This is a genomic window from Brevibacillus reuszeri, from assembly GCF_001187725.1.
GTDB lineage: Bacteria > Bacillota > Bacilli > Brevibacillales > Brevibacillaceae > Brevibacillus > Brevibacillus reuszeri.
This window is the reverse complement of sequence record NZ_LGIQ01000011.1, coordinates 344148-361016: the sequence shown is the minus strand read 5'-3', so window position 1 is coordinate 361016 and position 16869 is coordinate 344148. Positions and strand designations below refer to the sequence as shown.

Genomic DNA, 16869 nt, shown 5'->3' with positions numbered 1-16869 from the left:
GGAGGATTCCATGAGAGCCGAGCAGATGAGCGTAGAGCAAAAAGTAGGGCAAATTCTCATGATTGGCTACCAAACGATGGATATTCCTGCCGAGATGGAAGCATGGATCAAGCAGCACCAGATCGGCAATGTGATTCTGTTTAGCCGCAATATCAGTACCCCTGAAGAGACGTATGAACGAATGCGCGTGCTGCAAGTCTGGGCCAGAGAAGCAGAGCAACCGTATCCGCTGTTTATCGCGACTGATCAGGAGAACGGTGTCGTGACGAGGCTGCAAAAAGGAGCGACCCGTTTTCCTGGAGCGATGGCAATCGCGGCAACAGGAACTCCAGACAATGCTAGGCACGTCTATCAGGCAACAGGCGAGGAGCTGCGAGCATCAGGGATCTCGGTCAATTTTGCTCCTACGATTGATGTGAATCTCAATCCGCTGAATCCGGTGATCGGGGTGCGTTCGTTTGGAGAAGCTCCTGAATACGTCGCCCAGTTTGGCAAGGCTGCGGTCCAAGGATTGCTCTGTAGTGGTGTCGTTCCTGCTGTTAAGCATTTTCCTGGGCATGGTGACACGAGTACCGACTCCCACGAAGAGATGCCGATTCTCAGGCATGATCGTAGACGGCTGATGGAAGCGGAGCTGGTGCCGTTTCAGCATTGTATCAAGGCTGGTGTGCCGATGGTGATGATCGGCCACATTAGCTTACCTCTAATTGATGCAAGTGGATCGCCTGCATCGACCTCAACCGAAATTGTAACAGGAATCCTGCGCGATACGCTTGGATTTCAGGGGGTGGCTATCACCGATTGTCTGGAAATGTCCGCTATTGCTGGTTCCATCGGTGTACCCGAAGCGGCTGTGCGAGCCATACAGGCAGGGATTGATATGGTTCTCGTTTCTCATTCACAGGATATTCAGCAAAAGACATGGGCAAGGCTGATGCAGGCGATTCAACATGGAGAAATCTCGCTCCAAAGAGTGAATGAAGCCGTAGCTCGCGTGGCTCAGTTGAAAAAGCGATTTTTGTCATGGGAAGGTTGTCTGGCAGCGAAGGGACCATCCTTTGATCGAGAACGGCATGAAAAAATGGCGGAGGATATCCTGTCGCAAGCGGTTACCCTGGTGAAAAACGAGAATCAGCTTCTACCGTTGGCGAAAAATACGCATCCACTCGGAGTGGTTTTCCCGGGAGTCACGAATCTTACCTCGGCGGAGGAAAAACTGTCTCTCTCAGATAAGCTGGTGGAACCGCTGCGAAAATATGGTCAGGTAAATGGGTATTTTCTTTCCTCACTCGATCCATCAGAGAGTGAAGTGGAGCGCATCGCAACCGAGGTAGCCGATAGCAATATCGTTGTCGTCTTCACCTACAATGCTCACATCTACAAAGGTCAAGCGTTATGCGTACGGAAGTTGAAGCAGTCGGGGAAAAAAGTAGTGGCAGTGGCGCTGCGAAACCCGTATGACCTGACGGCGTTTCCAGAAGTGGATGCCTTTCTTGCTGGATATGATCACGGGAAAAAAGCAATCGAGGTCATCATAGACGTCTTGTTTGGAGAGCGTCAGGCGGTTGGGAAGCTGCCTGTTACCGTTCACTAGAATAGTCATTCGGAAATGGAGTAACCTCGGGCAAAATACAAACGGTCAAAGAAGCGTATTCTTTGGCCGTTTGGTTTTGGGTTATGGATTTGTTACGATTTCACATGCAGTCGGTTCGAGATTTCATCCAGCTTATGTATGATCGAAAATAATTGCTCGGAGGTAGCATCCAGTTCTTCCGCAGAAACGGATGACAAGGAAACCTGTTGATCGATTTTGTGCAACTGATTATTAATGCTCAGCAGAGAAGTATGTATGTCTTTCGAAGAGGCGTTTGATTTATCTGCTAGTTTTCGTACTTCATTGGCAACGACGGTAAAGCCCCGCCCGTGCTCTCCCGCTCTGGCAGCCTCGATTGCAGCATTGAGACCGAGCAGGTTTGTCTGGGTAGAAACATCTGCGACAAAGCCGCTGAGCTTCTCGATTTCTTCGTTTTGTTCCTTCAGCACGTGCATGGATTGGGCAATTTCATCATTTACTTCTGTCAGCTTGGTGGCGGACTGCGCAAAGACGGAGGAGATCCGAATAGCTTCCTGGGTAGTAGCTGTCAGCTCTGTTGCCATTTGCTCCATATTTTCGCGATATGTTCGATTTTCCCTCATGGTCTCCCCGATATACTGCTCCAGAATGATTGCAGCGTCAAAAAATACTCTTTTCGTCAGCGCCTGATGAAAGGCGGATGCGTTCGGCAAACAGGGGATTTTTTCTGCAAAAAGACGTAGATAAAGTGAATACCCACCCAAGAACCAGGAGGCCGATAGACCAATACGGGCATGGGTAGAGCCGATTCGTTGCCGGCTTTGAATATAATCTTCATCAAACGTGTCAGAAGCGAGGGTTTCCAGATACCACATCTGCACTTTTTTCAAGCTTTCTACCGATGCGTTTGCCTGAATGATTCGACTCAGGTTGGCGAATTTGTCCAATTCGTCGTAAAAGCAATCTACCATTTCTTCCGCATGCTTCATGATGAAGTCTTTGTGGGAGTGCAAGAGCTGTAAATCTTCATCCGTCAGATCATAGTACGTACACAGCTGGCTCCACTTATTTTCCAATGCAATCATGTTGATCCCTTCTTCTCTCTCTTTTACTATCAATACTTTCAAATTTTAACAAATCATGAACAGTTCAAAACTGAGCATTTTGTGAAATATTACATATTACGGAATCATATACACATGCATCGGTCGTCATAGAGATTGCCATAATCATCCAATAAGCATTACAATCTATGGAAAAAGGCGTTATACGCATCGATTGGGGAGAATGTTTTGTCAATTGCAAAAAGAATTTTTCTTACCTTTGCGATTATTTTAGCGATGTTCGCAGCAGTGGGTAGCTATCTTTATCTGGAATCAGTGACGCAATTGGAGACAACAACAGCAATGGAGTCCAAAATATTGAAGTCTGCTCTCTTATCGGAAGAAATGAAGCTGTCTGTGATTCAAGTTCAACAATGGTTAACAGATATGAGTGCAACACGCGGGTTAAACGGTTTGAATGACGGAATGGATAAGGCAAATGAATTTGCACAGCTTTTCCGGCAGCAGCTACAGGAAATGAAACAATTAAATCCCGAGGATGAAGGGCTTCTACAGGAGATGGAGCACGCATTCGAGGCTTACTATACGATTGGGAAAACGATGACGCAGGCGTATGTGGAAGGAGGACCTGAAGCAGGGAATCAGTTCATGGGCGATTTTGATCTGAGAGCAGAAGAGATCAACCAGGATATGGATGCTTTTCGGAAAGAAAAAATGGAGCAAATTACAGCTTCAGTAAGTAATATTCAAGACTCTATAACCTTATCGAATCGGCTGCTGATCATTTTTTTCATCTGTGTGCTGGCGGTGAGTGGAACGATTGCCATTTGGCTAGGCAAATCGATAAACCGCCCTTTACGCAAATTAAACCAATCGGCCATGCTCATTTCCCATGGGAAGCTTGATCAGCCAATTACAGCAGAGTCCAATGATGAACTCGGCCAATTAGCGAAGGTATTTGAACAGATGAGAGCCAATTTGCATGTCCTTATTCTCGGAGTAAAGAATACAGCAGACGAGGTTGCGGCAGCAGCAGAGCAGTTGTCAGCGGGGGCTGAGCAAACGGCTGCTTCATCAAGACTGATTTCAGATTCCGTCAATGAAATTGCGGAAGGAGCGCAAAAGCAGCAGCATGGGTCAGAGCGCAGTAAGATAAGTATGGCCGAAATGAATGCGGGAATTGAAATGATCGCAGGCTCCTCTTCTTTCGTAGCCACCCATTCATTAACGATGGCAAAGCTGGCGCAGCAAGGCGATGAAACAGTTGGATTGGTCGCCAAGCAAATGGACCAGATTCACGATCAAAGTCGAGAGGCAACGGAAGTCGTTCATCAGCTTGATACACGAACTGCACAAATCGAGGAGATTTTACAAGCGATGGATTCAATCACTGCTCAGACGCAAATCCTCGCACTAAACGCTGCGATTGAAGCGGCGCGGGCAGGGGAGCAGGGAAGGGGCTTCTCGATTGTGGCAGATGAAGTGCGAAAATTGGCTGGAGAGTCACAGGTATCGTCGGCGCGAATTGCCAGCCTGGTAGAGGAAATACGAGCGAGCATGACTATGGTGGTTGACGCTATGATGAAAAGCAATCAGGAAACAGCATCCGGAATGGAAATCGTACGTGAAGCAAATACCATCTTTGCTGGCATTCGGACTACAGTCGACGAAGTGACTGATCAGATTCAAGAGGTATCAGCATCCGCAGAGCAAATGACCAGTAATTCCAATCAGGTCAACGAAGCTGTCACTGTGATGAAACAAGTGGCTGACAGGACCCTCTCCCATGTACAAAAAACAGTAGATTCTGTTCAAACACAGCTTTTGTCCTGTGAAGAGGTTGCCAGCTCAGCAGGAAGACTCAACCGAGAAGCGCATCGCCTGCAAGAACTGGTCAGTAGATTTGAAGTCTAGCAAGATGGTGTAAGGATAGAGCATAAATAACAGGAAGAAAGGAAGGGTTCTGAGGGAGTTCTCAGACCCTTCCTTTTTTGAAGAGAGCGAGTTTTTGTATGTACATAAGAAAAGGACCACAGATGACTCTCCATCTGTGGTCCTTTAGGTAACTGTCACTATTTCTATCATTCACGTACTACCCCATACTGCTTCTCTATGTAAGTGACAGCTCCATAGTTAAGATATCATATTATCGTTATCTTGTGGGTAGATTTGTTGGCGATGGAAACAAATGGTGGGCACGAGGCTAGCTGGAAAAAGTAAAGCTGCCTTTTTCCAGTACTTTTACGTCGTCGATAAATACATCCGGTTTGTTTACGATTAAATCAATATGAACCCCCGCTTCAATCGTTCCCCCGAAAGTGATGTTGCTTCCAAAAGCGATATGAATCGTGCCGAACGCCTTTTCATCTTCCAAAACAATCCCGATAATACGCGCTTTATGATTGGTACCAATCCCAAATTCTGCAAGCATGCGTCCGTCATTTTCACCCAATGTCTGGAGCAGTCTGTCTGCTACGGGACCTTGCACGTCGATGAGCCGTCCGTCCTTGATGGTAAGCAAATGCGGCTCATCGACCATGCCGATTCCTGCAATGGAGCCATCGACGATAATTTGACCGTTTGCTGAGCCCTCTACTGGAGCGATATAGGCTTCACCAGAAGGCAAATTGCCTGATTGACCCGCTTCCAAATACATGCCAGTACTGGGAACTCCGTATCTGGTTTCGATGGAAAATTGGAGCTTGTATCCATCCTTTTCAATACGCACTTCTTTGCCATTTGTCAGGATTTGTGTCACGACCTCTGTGAGCCGCTTCACTTCGTTGTAGTCGGCCGCAATGGCCCCGTCCTTGAACATGTCCTCGGTAATGCCTGGCATGGTCGCTACGCGTGTGCCATTCGCTGCAGCAGCTTTTCTCGCCTGGGTGTGTGTCAAGGAATGCTTCGTAATGCAGATAGCTACATCCGCTTGCTTCATCGCTTCAGCAATCGCCTGAGGCGGCTCCTGGCCTGATTTTTGTCGCTCCTTCATCACCATGAGGACGGTTTCTGCCCCAAGCTGCTTGCCTGCCTGATAAAGTGCCTCAGCCAAAGGCCGCTTGTCTTCATCTGTTACGATCACGAGCTGTTCGTTTTCTTTTATCCCTAAACAAGTTGCAATCAAATTGCGGCTAATTTCAACCAAATGATTCATTTGGAAACACTCCCTGCTAAAAAAAATTGGAATCAATAACTGATTGTACTGAAATGAAACACTGTTCATCAAGATGAAAATTTTTAGATTTTTGAGTATTTACACTAAAATCATCAGGTGCTATAATCCAAAACGTAACACATATCGAACTACTGGTTCAATATTCGAAACACCTTAAACTACTGGGGGGATTCGTAGTGAGGAAAATTTTGAAGGGAAAAGCGTTGTTTTCTGCGGTAACGGTTGTTTCCATGCTGGCGCTTGCTGCTTGTGGAGGACAAAGCAGTGCTCCAGCAAAAGACGGAGGGGCCGCGGGTCAAGAGCAAGCCGCTGCCGGTACACCAAAAGATGGTGGGGTATTGAAAATCGGCTTGTCTTCTACAGCCAAAACATTGGACCCGATTGCTTACACGGGTGCTTATGAATCAAACATTATTCGTAGTATTGGTGACACACTCGTTCGCTATAGTGGTGATCTGTCCAAGATCGAGCCTAGCCTGGCTACCGAGTGGAAAGTATCCGATGACATGAAGGTGTACACGTTCAAGCTTCGCGACAATGTCTATTTCCAACCAGGTAAATATCAGGATGGAAGAAAAATGACTGCGGAAGATGTGAAGTACAGCCTGGAGCGTTCCTCCAAGGAATCCGCTCTCAAGCGTCTTCGCGGCGTAGAGAGTGTGGAAGTCATCAGTGAAAATGAAGTTGCTCTCCATCTGGATCAGCCAAATGCAGCTTTGCTGGCGATGCTGACAGACGGCGGTAATATCGTCGTTCCGCATGAAGAAGTAGAGGGATGGGGCGAGCAATTCGGCCAACATCTGGTCGGTACCGGTCCTTTCCAAATGGACAAGTTTAACCAGGACGATTCCGTAGCATTGAAACGCGCGGATAAATACTGGGGACCAAAACCACATCTGGATGGCGTCCAGTTCAAATTCATTTCGGATGCCAACATGATGACCAACGCACTGCGCTCCGGTGATATTGATGTTGTGACAGACGTAAAAGGTCAGAACCGCGCCGTTATTGAAAAAGACCAAAATCTGAATTTACAGACCAAACCAGGTCTTTCGATCGAATATATGGGCTTGAACCAAAATGAGGGTCCGACAAAAGACAAAAAGGTTCGCGAAGCCATCCGTATGGCAGTCGATGTAGAAGGACTCGTAAAAGGTGTGTTCAAGTGGGGAGGCGCAGAGAAGTCGTACCTGCCTCTGCCAAAAGCATCGTGGGGATATGACTCTTCGCTAGAAGCATCTGTTCCAGCTTTTGATCCACAAAAAGCAAAGCAGCTGCTTGCCGATGCTGGCTATCCAAATGGATTTAAAACAGAGCTGTACGTGATTGCTTCCCGTGTACCGCAAGCGACAATCGCAGCTCAGCAGCTCAAAGATAACCTGAATATCGATGTGGACATCAAAACGGTTGAGTGGGGAACCTTTAGCGATGTGGTCGCAAAAGGAAAAGCGCCGCTGTATATCATGGGCTGGTCCTGGTATCCAGATCCTGACTTCTTCCTCTATCAAATGTTCCACTCCAAACAAATCGGTTCTCTTGGAAACGGTTACGGCTACAACAATCCAGAGGTAGACAAGCTGCTGGATCGGGCAACTGCTGAAACAACAGACGAAGCAAAACGCAAAGAAATGTACGGCCAAGCAATGAAAATGATCAACGACGATGCTGTCCACGTAGAGCTCGGTCTGCTCGACGTAGCAACAGGCATGAAGAAGTACGTGGAAGACTACCAGGTACGTGCAGATAGCTCGATCTTCCTGGTGAACGAGGAAACAAACGTTTGGCTGAACAAATAAATCGATAGCAAATAGCAACAAGCGAAGAGAGGGATAACAGCCTCTCTTCGACCATTCTTTATCCGATGAGGCACCTACAATTTCAAGAAAGGAGGAGAGAAGGAATGCTTAAACTGATTCTCAGACGATTGGTCGACCTGATCCCGACGTTGCTCGTGGTTGCTACCACTGTGTTTATCATCACACGCATGATTCCAGGTGATCCGGCAGCGGTGCTTTTGGGCCCGCAAGCGTCGCCCGATGAAATTGCGAAGATGCGTGAGTCGCTCGGTTTAAACCAGCCGATGTACCTTCAATATATTGATTTTCTCGGTAATCTTTTGAAGGGGGATCTCGGGACCTCCCTTGGGTACCATCAGCCTGTTTTATCGTTAATTTTGGAACGCTTCCCGAACACATTACTTCTCTCCGTTTGTGCTCTTGCCATTTCACTCTTGATCGGAATCCCGGCAGGAATTATTTCCGCAACCAAGCAATACTCCCCATGGGATTACACGGTCATGATTTTATCTCTCGTGGGCGTATCGATGCCGATTTTCTGGCTCGGGGTCATGCTGGTTCTGTATTTCAGTGTTCATTTAGGCTGGCTGCCAGCGACGGGGATGGGTTCTTTATCTGAAGGATTTGGAAGCGTCATCACTCATCTTGTTTTGCCAAGTATTGCCCTGTCTACTATTCCGATGGCGACATTCGCACGTATTACACGCTCCAGCATGCTTGAGGTCATTAGACAGGACTACATCAAAACAGCTCGTGCCAAAGGTCTTCGTGAGTTTTTCGTCGTCTGGAAGCATGCTTTGAAAAATGCAATGACTCCGCTGTTGACCGTGATGGGGATGCAAATCTCCTCCATGCTGGGCGGAGCCGTTTTGACAGAGACCATTTTTAGCTGGCCTGGGATGGGACGCCTGGTCGTAGACGCGATCGAAAATCGTGACTTCGTTGTCGTCCAAGGAACGGTACTGTTCATCGCTGTGATTTTCGTCCTGATCAATTTGCTAGTCGATATTTTATACACCGTGGTCAACCCACGTGTGAAACTTTCCAATAAAGGGGAGGGCTGATACGACATGAGTAATCAAGCGCAAAATATCTCGCCAGTATCGGTCCCACTCGCCGAGAAGAAAAAGCGCAAAGAAAACAGTGTGTGGAGACGCTTGCTGAAAAACAAGCTTGCTCTGGTCGGAATGATCATTATTGCGATCATGATCATTTTTTCCGTATTTGCACCGCTCATTGCCACTCATCCGCCAAACGCAATGGATTTAGCCAATTCCTTGTCGGAGCCAGGGGTCGATGGACATATTCTGGGAACGGACAACTATGGACGGGATTTGTTCAGCCGAATCATCTATGGAACGCAAATCTCTTTGATCGTCGGTATTTTTGCGATCGGGCTAGGTGGCGTCATCGGAACCTTGCTCGGATTGGTGGCTGGCTACTACGGCGGAAAATGGGATGCCATCATCATGCGCTTGATGGACGGGCTGTTTGCCTTCCCGTTTATCCTGCTTTCGATTGCGCTGATGACGGTGCTCGGTGCCGGTTTGTTTAACGTGATTTTGGCGATCGGGGTTGCCAATATTCCAGGATTTGCGCGAATTGTACGCGGTCAGGTGTTGGCGGTAAAAGAGGAAGAGTACATCGAGGTAACGAGATCTCTTGGGGCGAATCATTCGCGCATCATTTTTCACCATATCTTGCCGAACTGTATGGCGCCGATCATTGTATACGCCACGATGAATGTGGCTGGAGCGATTATTTCCGAAGCGGCTCTGAGCTTTTTGGGTCTCGGTGTTCAACCGCCTACCGCTTCCTGGGGCAGCATTTTGAAGGACGGAAAAGATTTTCTTGTTCTCTCCCCGCATATGGCTACGTTTTCTGGACTGGCCATTCTGTTATCCGTACTGGGCTTCAACCTGTTCGGTGACGGTCTTAGGGATGCGCTTGACCCAAAAATGAAAGTGTAACGGGCACTACGTAGCAAAAATATCTTCACCATTACTTAGGCATTGGGGTGAAAGGGAATTGGCAAAACCAGATGTGCTTCTTAGTGTGAAAGATTTGGCTGTCTATTTTTATTCGTCTGGAGTCGTCAAGGCGGTAAATGGCGTGAGTTTTGACTTGAGACAGGGAGAGACGATCGGAATCGTAGGAGAATCTGGATCGGGTAAAAGCGTAACCTCTACTGCCATTCTTGGGCTGATTCCGTCTCCCCCGGGAAAAATCGAGCGAGGGAGCATCGTCTTCGAAGGCAAGGACCTGACGAAGCTACCGCAAAACGAGATGAGAAAAATTCGGGGGAATGAGATTTCGATGATATTTCAGGACCCGATGACATCTCTTAATCCGGTATTTACTGTAGGGAATCAAATTATCGAGGTTATCCGTCTGCATCAACAGGTAAACAAGAAAGAGGCTCGTATCAGGGCCATTGAAATGCTAAAGCTGGTCGGAATTCCAGAGCCAGAAAAGCGTTTGGAGCAATATCCGCATGAATTTTCCGGTGGGATGCGTCAACGTGTCATGATTGCTATCGCCTTGGCATGCAATCCAAAGCTGTTGATTGCCGATGAGCCGACGACCGCATTAGATGTAACCGTTCAGGCGCAAATTTTAGAATTAATGAAGAAACTGCAGGATGATTTGAAAACATCCATTATTATGATCACGCATGACCTGGGAGTTGTCTGGGAGAGCTGTCAAAAGGTACTCGTCATGTATGCCGGTAACACGGTTGAATATGCAAACGTAGAGGATTTGTACCAAAATCCGCTTCATCCATATACATGGGGATTGCTTGATTCCCAAATCAAGTCTGATACCGTAGGCAAATTGCCTTCCATTCCAGGGAATCCGCCTGATTTGCGCAACGACATTGCGGGCTGTTATTTTGCCCCGCGCTGTAAGTACGCGCAGGAAAAATGCTTTACCGAAAGACCGCCGCTTATAGAAGTAAGTCAAGAGCATATGGTAGCTTGTCATTTTCAAACGGTCGATCATCGTCTGAAGCGGGAAGGAGGAGAAGTGAGTGAGTGAAGCCATTTTGCAAGTCAAAAACGTCAAGAAGCACTTTCCCGTTAAGGATTCAGCCCTGTTCGCCAAACCTACCAAATTCGTCAAGGCCGTCGATGATGTCAGCTTTGAGGTGAAAAAGGGAGAAACGCTTGGGATCGTTGGTGAATCGGGTTGCGGGAAATCGACATTGGCTCGTCTCGTCATGCAGCTGATCCGTCCGACATCTGGCTCCGTTGTACTAAATGGTCAGGATCTCGCCTCTCTATCCGAGCAAGAATTGAAAAAAGCGCGTAAATCCATCCAAATGGTATTCCAAAATCCGTACGCTTCGCTCGATCCGCGAAAGACGGTAGAGCAGCTCGTGATGGAGCCACTTGTCATTCATCAGGTCGGGACTCATCAGGAGCGTGTAAAAAAGGTGCAAGAGCTGCTAGAGGTAGTAGGACTGAGCGATTATCACGCAACACGTTATCCGCATGAATTCAGCGGTGGACAGCGGCAGCGGATCAATATCGCCCGGGCGCTTGCTCTGCATCCGGATGTTGTCATCTGTGATGAGTCGGTTTCTGCCCTGGACGTTTCGATTCAGGCGCAAGTCATCAACCTGCTGAAAGAGCTGCAGGCCAAATTCGACCTCACGTACATTTTCATCTCGCATGACCTGAACGTCGTTCGCTACATCAGTGACCGGATTGCTGTCATGTATCTCGGGCGGGTCGTCGAGATGGGAACGTATGAAGAGATTTATCACAATCCACAGCATCCGTACACGCGAGCTCTTCTCTCGGCAGTGCCAAAAGAAAGCCCGCTGGTGAAAAAAGAGCGCATGATCTTGACCGGGGATGTACCAAGCCCGATGAACCCGCCTTCTGGATGCCATTTTCACAAGCGTTGTCCGTATGCCACGGATCGTTGCAAGACAGAAACACCTGCGCTGGAGTTGTTTGAAGGGCAGCATCTGGTTTCTTGTCATCTACTAGGAGATATATCATAATAGCAGAGGAGACTTGTTTTATGTCGTTCAAACATGTCATTGAAATGTATGATCTCATGGATAGTGCTTTTGTCAGCGGAAAAGACTTGAAAGAATATTTTGAGCAGCGTCATTTTTCGGGTGTTGAGGTAACTACCATTACCGGAAATAAAGGCAAGACTGATTTTGTAAAAGTAACGATTAAAGGTAAAAATGGGAAGAGCAGCGGTGGCAATGCACCTACACTCGGCGTTATTGGCCGTTTGGGTGGAATTGGCGCACGACCTGAGCAAATCGGATTCGTTTCCGATGGTGACGGAGCTCTTGCCTGCATGGCGACCGCTGCGAAACTAGCAGACATGCAGCAGCGTGGCGATATTTTGGAAGGGGATATCATTCTCACGACCCATATTTGCCCGGATGCTCCGACTCTGCCGCATGATCCGGTGCCATTCATGAATTCGCCGGTTGATATGATGACGATGAATCAGTACGAAGTAGTAGCAGAGATGGATGCAATTCTATCTATCGACACTACGAAAGGAAACATGATTCTCAACCATACCGGATATGCCATTACTCCTACTGTAAAAGAAGGCTATATCCTGCGCATAAGCACTGATTTGCTAGAAGTCATGAAGCAAACATCAGGCAATATGCCTGTGACGCTGCCGATTACGACGCAAGACATTACCCCATACGGAAACAATGTTCACCACATCAACAGCATTATGCAGCCGTGCGTAGTGACTGACAGTCCAGTCGTTGGAATTGCTTTGACGACACAAGTACCTGTAGCGGGTTGTGCGACAGGGGCTACACATCTCGTTCATGTGGAGCAGGTTGTGCGCTTCGTGATTGAAGTAGCCAAGCTCTACGGTATTGGCAAGTGTGAGTTCTTCGATCAAAAAGACTTTGAGCTGATGAGCTCTTTGTATGGAAGCATGAAGCATCTGCTGACTCTGGATGGGAAGGTGAGCGTATCATGAGCGAGCTCACCAATAAGCTGAAGGATCTGGCTATCGCTGCTGTTGAAGAGAACAAAGACGAATTGATCGATCTGTGCTGCCGCCTGATTCAATTTCCGAGTGAAAATCCTCCAGGGGATTCTGAGCCGATCAGCCGCTATATTCACGAATATTTGGAGCGGTTTGGAATTGAAACACAGTGGCATGAAGCTGGACCGAAAATGTTTAACCTCATCTCGCGGATTGGAAATGCAGATGTAGGCGGAAAACGTCTGATTTACTGCGGTCATACGGATGTTGTTCCGGCAGGTGATCTCAGCAAATGGGAATTCGATCCGTTTAGTGGCGAAGTCAAAGACGGCTGGATTTTGGGTCGTGGCGCTTCTGATATGAAGGGTGGACTGGCTGGTCTCATTTTTGCGGCTACGATCTTGAAGCGACTCGGCGTGGAATTGCCCGGGGAATTGATTCTGGCGATCGTGCCTGACGAGGAAACAGGCGGAGAGCTGGGGGTACCGTGGATTTTGGAGCGCAAGCTGGTAGAGGGAGACGGCTGCCTGATTGCAGAACCGTCCTCGCCTTATAACCCAACCTTGGGACAAAAAGGCTCTTGCTGGTTCCAGTTGACCGTTTACGGCAAGCCTGCACACGGCAGTCTCGGACCTATTGCCGGGAAAAATGCGATCATTGATGCAATGAGAGCGATTGAGTGCATTCGTACCGTATGGGATTATCCGGTTACCATTCCAGATGAAGTGAAGCCGCTCGTGCAAATTTCCAAAGAGTACATGCTGGGAACAGAGCGCGAGCCATACCAAGGCGTTTTGGAGCGAATCTCCTGCAACATCGGTACGATCCAGGGCGGAACGAAGTCAAATGTCGTCCCTGACACCTGCGTCGTCGAGGTGGATTGCCGCTTGCCGTTTGGCGTGACCAGAGAAGAGGTTATGGCGTATATTCATGGTAAGCTGGATGCACTGGAGATCGACTACGAAATCAAGTCATTTGGCATCATGAGCCATGCGAATTACACAGATCCGTCTGACCCTGTATGCCGCGCGATTGTCGACAACATCACGTATGTGACAAAAGAGCATGCGTATGGAGTGCAGCAATGGGCAAGCAGTGATGCGAGACATTTCCGTGACTATAACATCCCGGTCTTGCAATATGGACCTGCATACCTGCCAAGCATTCACAATTTCAATGAAAAAGTGCTGGTGGAAGACGTGATTCGTTGTGCAAAGGTTTATGTGGCAGCTGCCATTGACTTTTTGTATGAGAAAAAAGAGGCATAGTTCCCCACGGACTATAACCACTCTATAAATGGAATAAAGGGGAGTCGTCGTGTTAAAAACATTGGATCAATCACTTAAGCTACTGCAGTTGTTCACAAAAGAAAAGCCGGAGTGGGGGGCTCGGGAGTTGGCCAAGGAGACGGGATTGAATCATACGAATGTGTACCGTGTCTTGTCCACCTTTGAGGCAAACCGTTTTCTGGTGAAAGACCCTGAAACCAAAAAATATTCCTTGGGTATTCGTTTGTGGGAACTCGGTTTGACAATGAGCGAGTCGTTCCATGTTTCACGACTGATTCGTCCCATTTTAGAACGCATGATGGAGGAAGCTGGGGAATCGATCTTCTTGACCAGTCTGGACGGGGATGAAGGATTGACTCTCGATGCCCTGGAGCCTGATCATGTGGTGAAATTTTCCGTTTCCGTAGGCAGCCGATCGCCTTTGTTCGTCGGGGCATCCTATCGCTCGATCATGGCGTACTTGCCCAAAGAGAGAATCGAGCACATCATCCAGCAGGGCCTCAAGCAGTATACGAAAAACACGATTGCTGATCCTGATCAATTGCGTGCAGAGCTGGAGCGTATTTTGGAACAGGGGTGGGCGCGCAGTACAGGAGAATATACACCTGATGTATTGGCAATTGCTTGCCCGTTGTTCCATCCTGACGGTCATATTATGGGGTCGTTGACGATATCGGGACCTCATTACCGTATGCCGGAAGAGAAGATCGAAAAGTATCATGAAATCTTAATGCGCGGGCAAAAAGATATCGACAAGCTGATCAAAGAGTATCGAATTGATTTGGCTCGCTACTATGTGTTTGGTTAAATAACGCAAATAGAAAGTGTACCCTAGGTGTGAGCTAGGGTACACTTTTTTGTGAGTAAGGAGTATCTCATACATACGCTTACTCTAACATCCTCACTCCTGCCTCCGTCAATCTCGTCCCAAACCGCCCGCGATTTTTCACGATATACCCCCGCAGCTCCAGCACATCCAAACGGCTTCGAATCTGCTGCTCGCTCAATGGCCTTGTCCACTCTGCACTCATTTCCATTATCCTTCGTCGATTGGGAGTTTCTCCTCGTTTCGCTATGGTCTGAATACTTCGCAAGATGAGCAGCAGCTCGTCTTCTTCGTCAGGTATAACTGGTGCTTTCGGCATTGCGCCAGAGGTCCGCTCCTGAACATCAGGGGAAGAATTACTTATTGGATTGGTGCTTTGCAGGGGAATGTTTTCGACATGAATCGTACTCTCCTCACAGACGGCTAGCATATAATCGATCGTGTTCTTTAGTTCTCTTACATTCCCGTGCCATGGCAAGGAAGCAAGCTTCTCGATGACCTGTGGCATCACTGCTACATGCGGGTGTTTGCTTTGGTGGATAAAATGGCGAACCAGGAGGGGGATATCGTCCGTCCGATTCCGCAGGGAGGGGAGATCGACGAATAGCACCCGCAGCCGATGATACAAATCTTCGCGAAACGTTCCTTGTTCAATCATGTGCAGCAAATTTTTGTTGGTAGCAGCGATAATCCGAACATCAATGGGGATGATTTTGCTTCCGCCGATGCGCATGATCTCTTTTTCCTGCAGGACACGCAGAAGTCGTGCTTGCAGCTTCAGACTACTGTCGCCAATCTCATCCAAAAAGATTGTGCCGCCGTTCGCCTGCTCGAACAAGCCTACTTTTCCACCTTTTTTAGCACCGGTGAACGCGCCGTCATCATAACCGAACAGCTCACTTTCCATCAGATCCTCGGATATGGCGCTGAAATTAACAGCGAGAAAGGGCCTTTTGTCTCGTAACGATGCATTGTGTATCGCGCTTGCAAAAAGCTCTTTTCCTGTTCCACTTTCGCCCTGGATCAGAAGAGTCAGGTCTGTCTTGGCCAGCTTTTTTGCGATTGCTTTTGTTTTAGTGAGAGGTGAGCTTTCCCCGATGATATCGTCAAACGTGTATTTTGCCACAAAGCCTTTCTTTTTCAATTCGGAGCGCAGCGATCTTTCCAGCTCGATCGTCTTCCTCGCATTCTTAAAGGTAGCGACGAGTGACTGGTCGTTGTTAAGAGGGAAGCGATGAACGACAGCCTCAACCTGACCGAAAGTAAACCAGCGATCCTTTTCATCTGAGGAATCCAGTAAAAATTCGATGAGCTCGGGATGATCGATAGCGTCACCAAGAGATTGGCCGATCACACGGTTGGGAGAGACTCCGAGCAGATGCCCGAGTTCCTCATTGAATACGGTGATCTTGCCTCCTTGCGTAATGGTTAGAATTCCGTCGTTGACGCCATCTAAGACTTCATTCAAGTGCTTGTTCAGGTTCGTAGCAATTTGATTGGCATCTGCCAGCCGCTTACTTAATTGAATAATTTTGCGCAAATAGCGCTGGGAGATGACATCTTCTGGCTCGTGAAGCTGGAAATGGTCCAGGATTTGATGGATCGTCGAGATATCCATCAGGCGTGGACCGATGTTAACCACATCGTGAACGTGCTCAGGAATAAGCTCAAAAGCACCTGGCGTCACTGCGATTTCAATTTTTCGCGCATTTTGAAGCCCAGGATAAAACGGGATGTAATGGATGTGTTCAATCCCCAGCTTTTTCAGCGATTCAATCGATTCCATGCATGTCTCAAAGGAGTCGTTGACATAGAGGGCACGGGTTCCGGCAGGTAAATACAAGAGCTTGTCGATGTTTTCATAGTTGATGATTCTTTTCGCGATAATGACCTTGCAGTCTGTACCTATGCATGCCCTTACTTTAGGCTCTTCCAACACGAGAGGGTGGGAGAGTACGACCAATTGATTGTGAAGAGATTTTGGGAGCTCTTCTTCAATGGAGTAACTGCTGATTTGTACATATCCGTCCATAATCTCCTGAAGCTGATTGATAAGTGCGGTGCGGGTATCCTTGCTGCCGGCCAGTAATACGAATTCGTTCATCTGCATTCGCCCTCGTTTTTGGTTATTTGGGTATGTTTGGGTAAAATGATCGC

Annotated in this window: 13 protein-coding genes; 10 read left to right on the top strand and 3 right to left on the bottom strand. The window is 47.9% G+C overall.

Features of this window, described 5'->3' with window-relative positions:
* Positions 1-10 precede the first annotated feature (10 nt).
* The gene (locus ADS79_RS26430; RefSeq protein WP_049741447.1) at positions 11-1594 is read left to right on the top strand and encodes a glycoside hydrolase family 3 protein; all 1584 of its coding nucleotides are present in this window, start codon (positions 11-13) and stop codon (positions 1592-1594) included.
* Between the two features lie 92 nt (positions 1595-1686).
* Here the strand turns inward: ADS79_RS26430 and ADS79_RS26425 are convergent, their stop codons facing one another.
* Entirely contained in the window at positions 1687-2658 is a 972-nt protein-coding gene (locus ADS79_RS26425) for a globin-coupled sensor protein (RefSeq protein ID WP_084766086.1), read from the bottom strand.
* Positions 2659-2865: 207 nt separating this feature from the next.
* On the opposite strand from ADS79_RS26425, the gene ADS79_RS26420 reads away from it, so the two are divergent.
* The gene (locus ADS79_RS26420; protein WP_049741446.1) at positions 2866-4551 is read left to right on the top strand and encodes a methyl-accepting chemotaxis protein; all 1686 of its coding nucleotides are present in this window, start codon (positions 2866-2868) and stop codon (positions 4549-4551) included.
* A 289-nt stretch (positions 4552-4840) separates the two neighbouring features.
* On the opposite strand, the gene ADS79_RS26415 is transcribed toward ADS79_RS26420, so the two are convergent.
* Complete coding sequence (locus ADS79_RS26415) at positions 4841-5791, bottom strand: aminopeptidase (protein ID WP_049741445.1); 951 nt, start codon at positions 5789-5791, stop codon at positions 4841-4843.
* 197 nt (positions 5792-5988) lie between these two features.
* Here ADS79_RS26415 and ADS79_RS26410 point away from each other — a divergent pair, with 197 nt between their 5' ends.
* From ADS79_RS26410 to ADS79_RS26375, 8 genes are all read left to right on the top strand, one after another.
* Positions 5989-7608: an ABC transporter substrate-binding protein gene (locus tag ADS79_RS26410; RefSeq protein WP_049741444.1), complete on the top strand. Its 1620-nt coding sequence runs from the start codon at positions 5989-5991 to the stop codon at positions 7606-7608.
* A gap of 104 nt (positions 7609-7712) precedes the next feature.
* Entirely contained in the window at positions 7713-8672 is a 960-nt protein-coding gene (locus tag ADS79_RS26405; RefSeq protein ID WP_049741443.1) for an ABC transporter permease, read from the top strand.
* Between the two features lie 6 nt (positions 8673-8678).
* On the top strand, positions 8679-9578 hold the full coding sequence (locus ADS79_RS26400; protein ID WP_049741442.1) for an ABC transporter permease: 900 nt from the start codon (positions 8679-8681) through the stop codon (positions 9576-9578).
* 58 nt (positions 9579-9636) lie between these two features.
* The gene (locus ADS79_RS26395; protein WP_049741441.1) at positions 9637-10647 is read left to right on the top strand and encodes an ABC transporter ATP-binding protein; all 1011 of its coding nucleotides are present in this window, start codon (positions 9637-9639) and stop codon (positions 10645-10647) included.
* A complete protein-coding gene (locus ADS79_RS26390) occupies positions 10640-11620 on the top strand; it encodes an ABC transporter ATP-binding protein (RefSeq protein ID WP_049741440.1) in 981 nt (326 codons plus the stop codon). The genes ADS79_RS26395 and ADS79_RS26390 overlap by 8 nt, the downstream gene beginning before the upstream one ends.
* A gap of 20 nt (positions 11621-11640) precedes the next feature.
* Positions 11641-12588, top strand: coding sequence for a DUF1177 domain-containing protein (locus tag ADS79_RS26385; protein ID WP_049741439.1), 948 nt, complete (start codon positions 11641-11643; stop codon positions 12586-12588).
* Positions 12585-13865, top strand: coding sequence for a M20 family metallopeptidase (locus ADS79_RS26380; protein ID WP_049741438.1), 1281 nt, complete (start codon positions 12585-12587; stop codon positions 13863-13865). Before ADS79_RS26385 ends, ADS79_RS26380 begins: the two co-directional genes overlap by 4 nt.
* A 49-nt stretch (positions 13866-13914) precedes the next feature.
* A complete protein-coding gene (locus ADS79_RS26375; RefSeq protein ID WP_049741437.1) occupies positions 13915-14694 on the top strand; it encodes an IclR family transcriptional regulator in 780 nt (259 codons plus the stop codon).
* A gap of 79 nt (positions 14695-14773) precedes the next feature.
* Here the strand turns inward: ADS79_RS26375 and ADS79_RS26370 are convergent, their stop codons facing one another.
* On the bottom strand, positions 14774-16816 hold the full coding sequence (locus tag ADS79_RS26370; RefSeq protein WP_049741436.1) for a sigma-54 interaction domain-containing protein: 2043 nt from the start codon (positions 16814-16816) through the stop codon (positions 14774-14776).
* Positions 16817-16869: the final 53 nt, after the last annotated feature.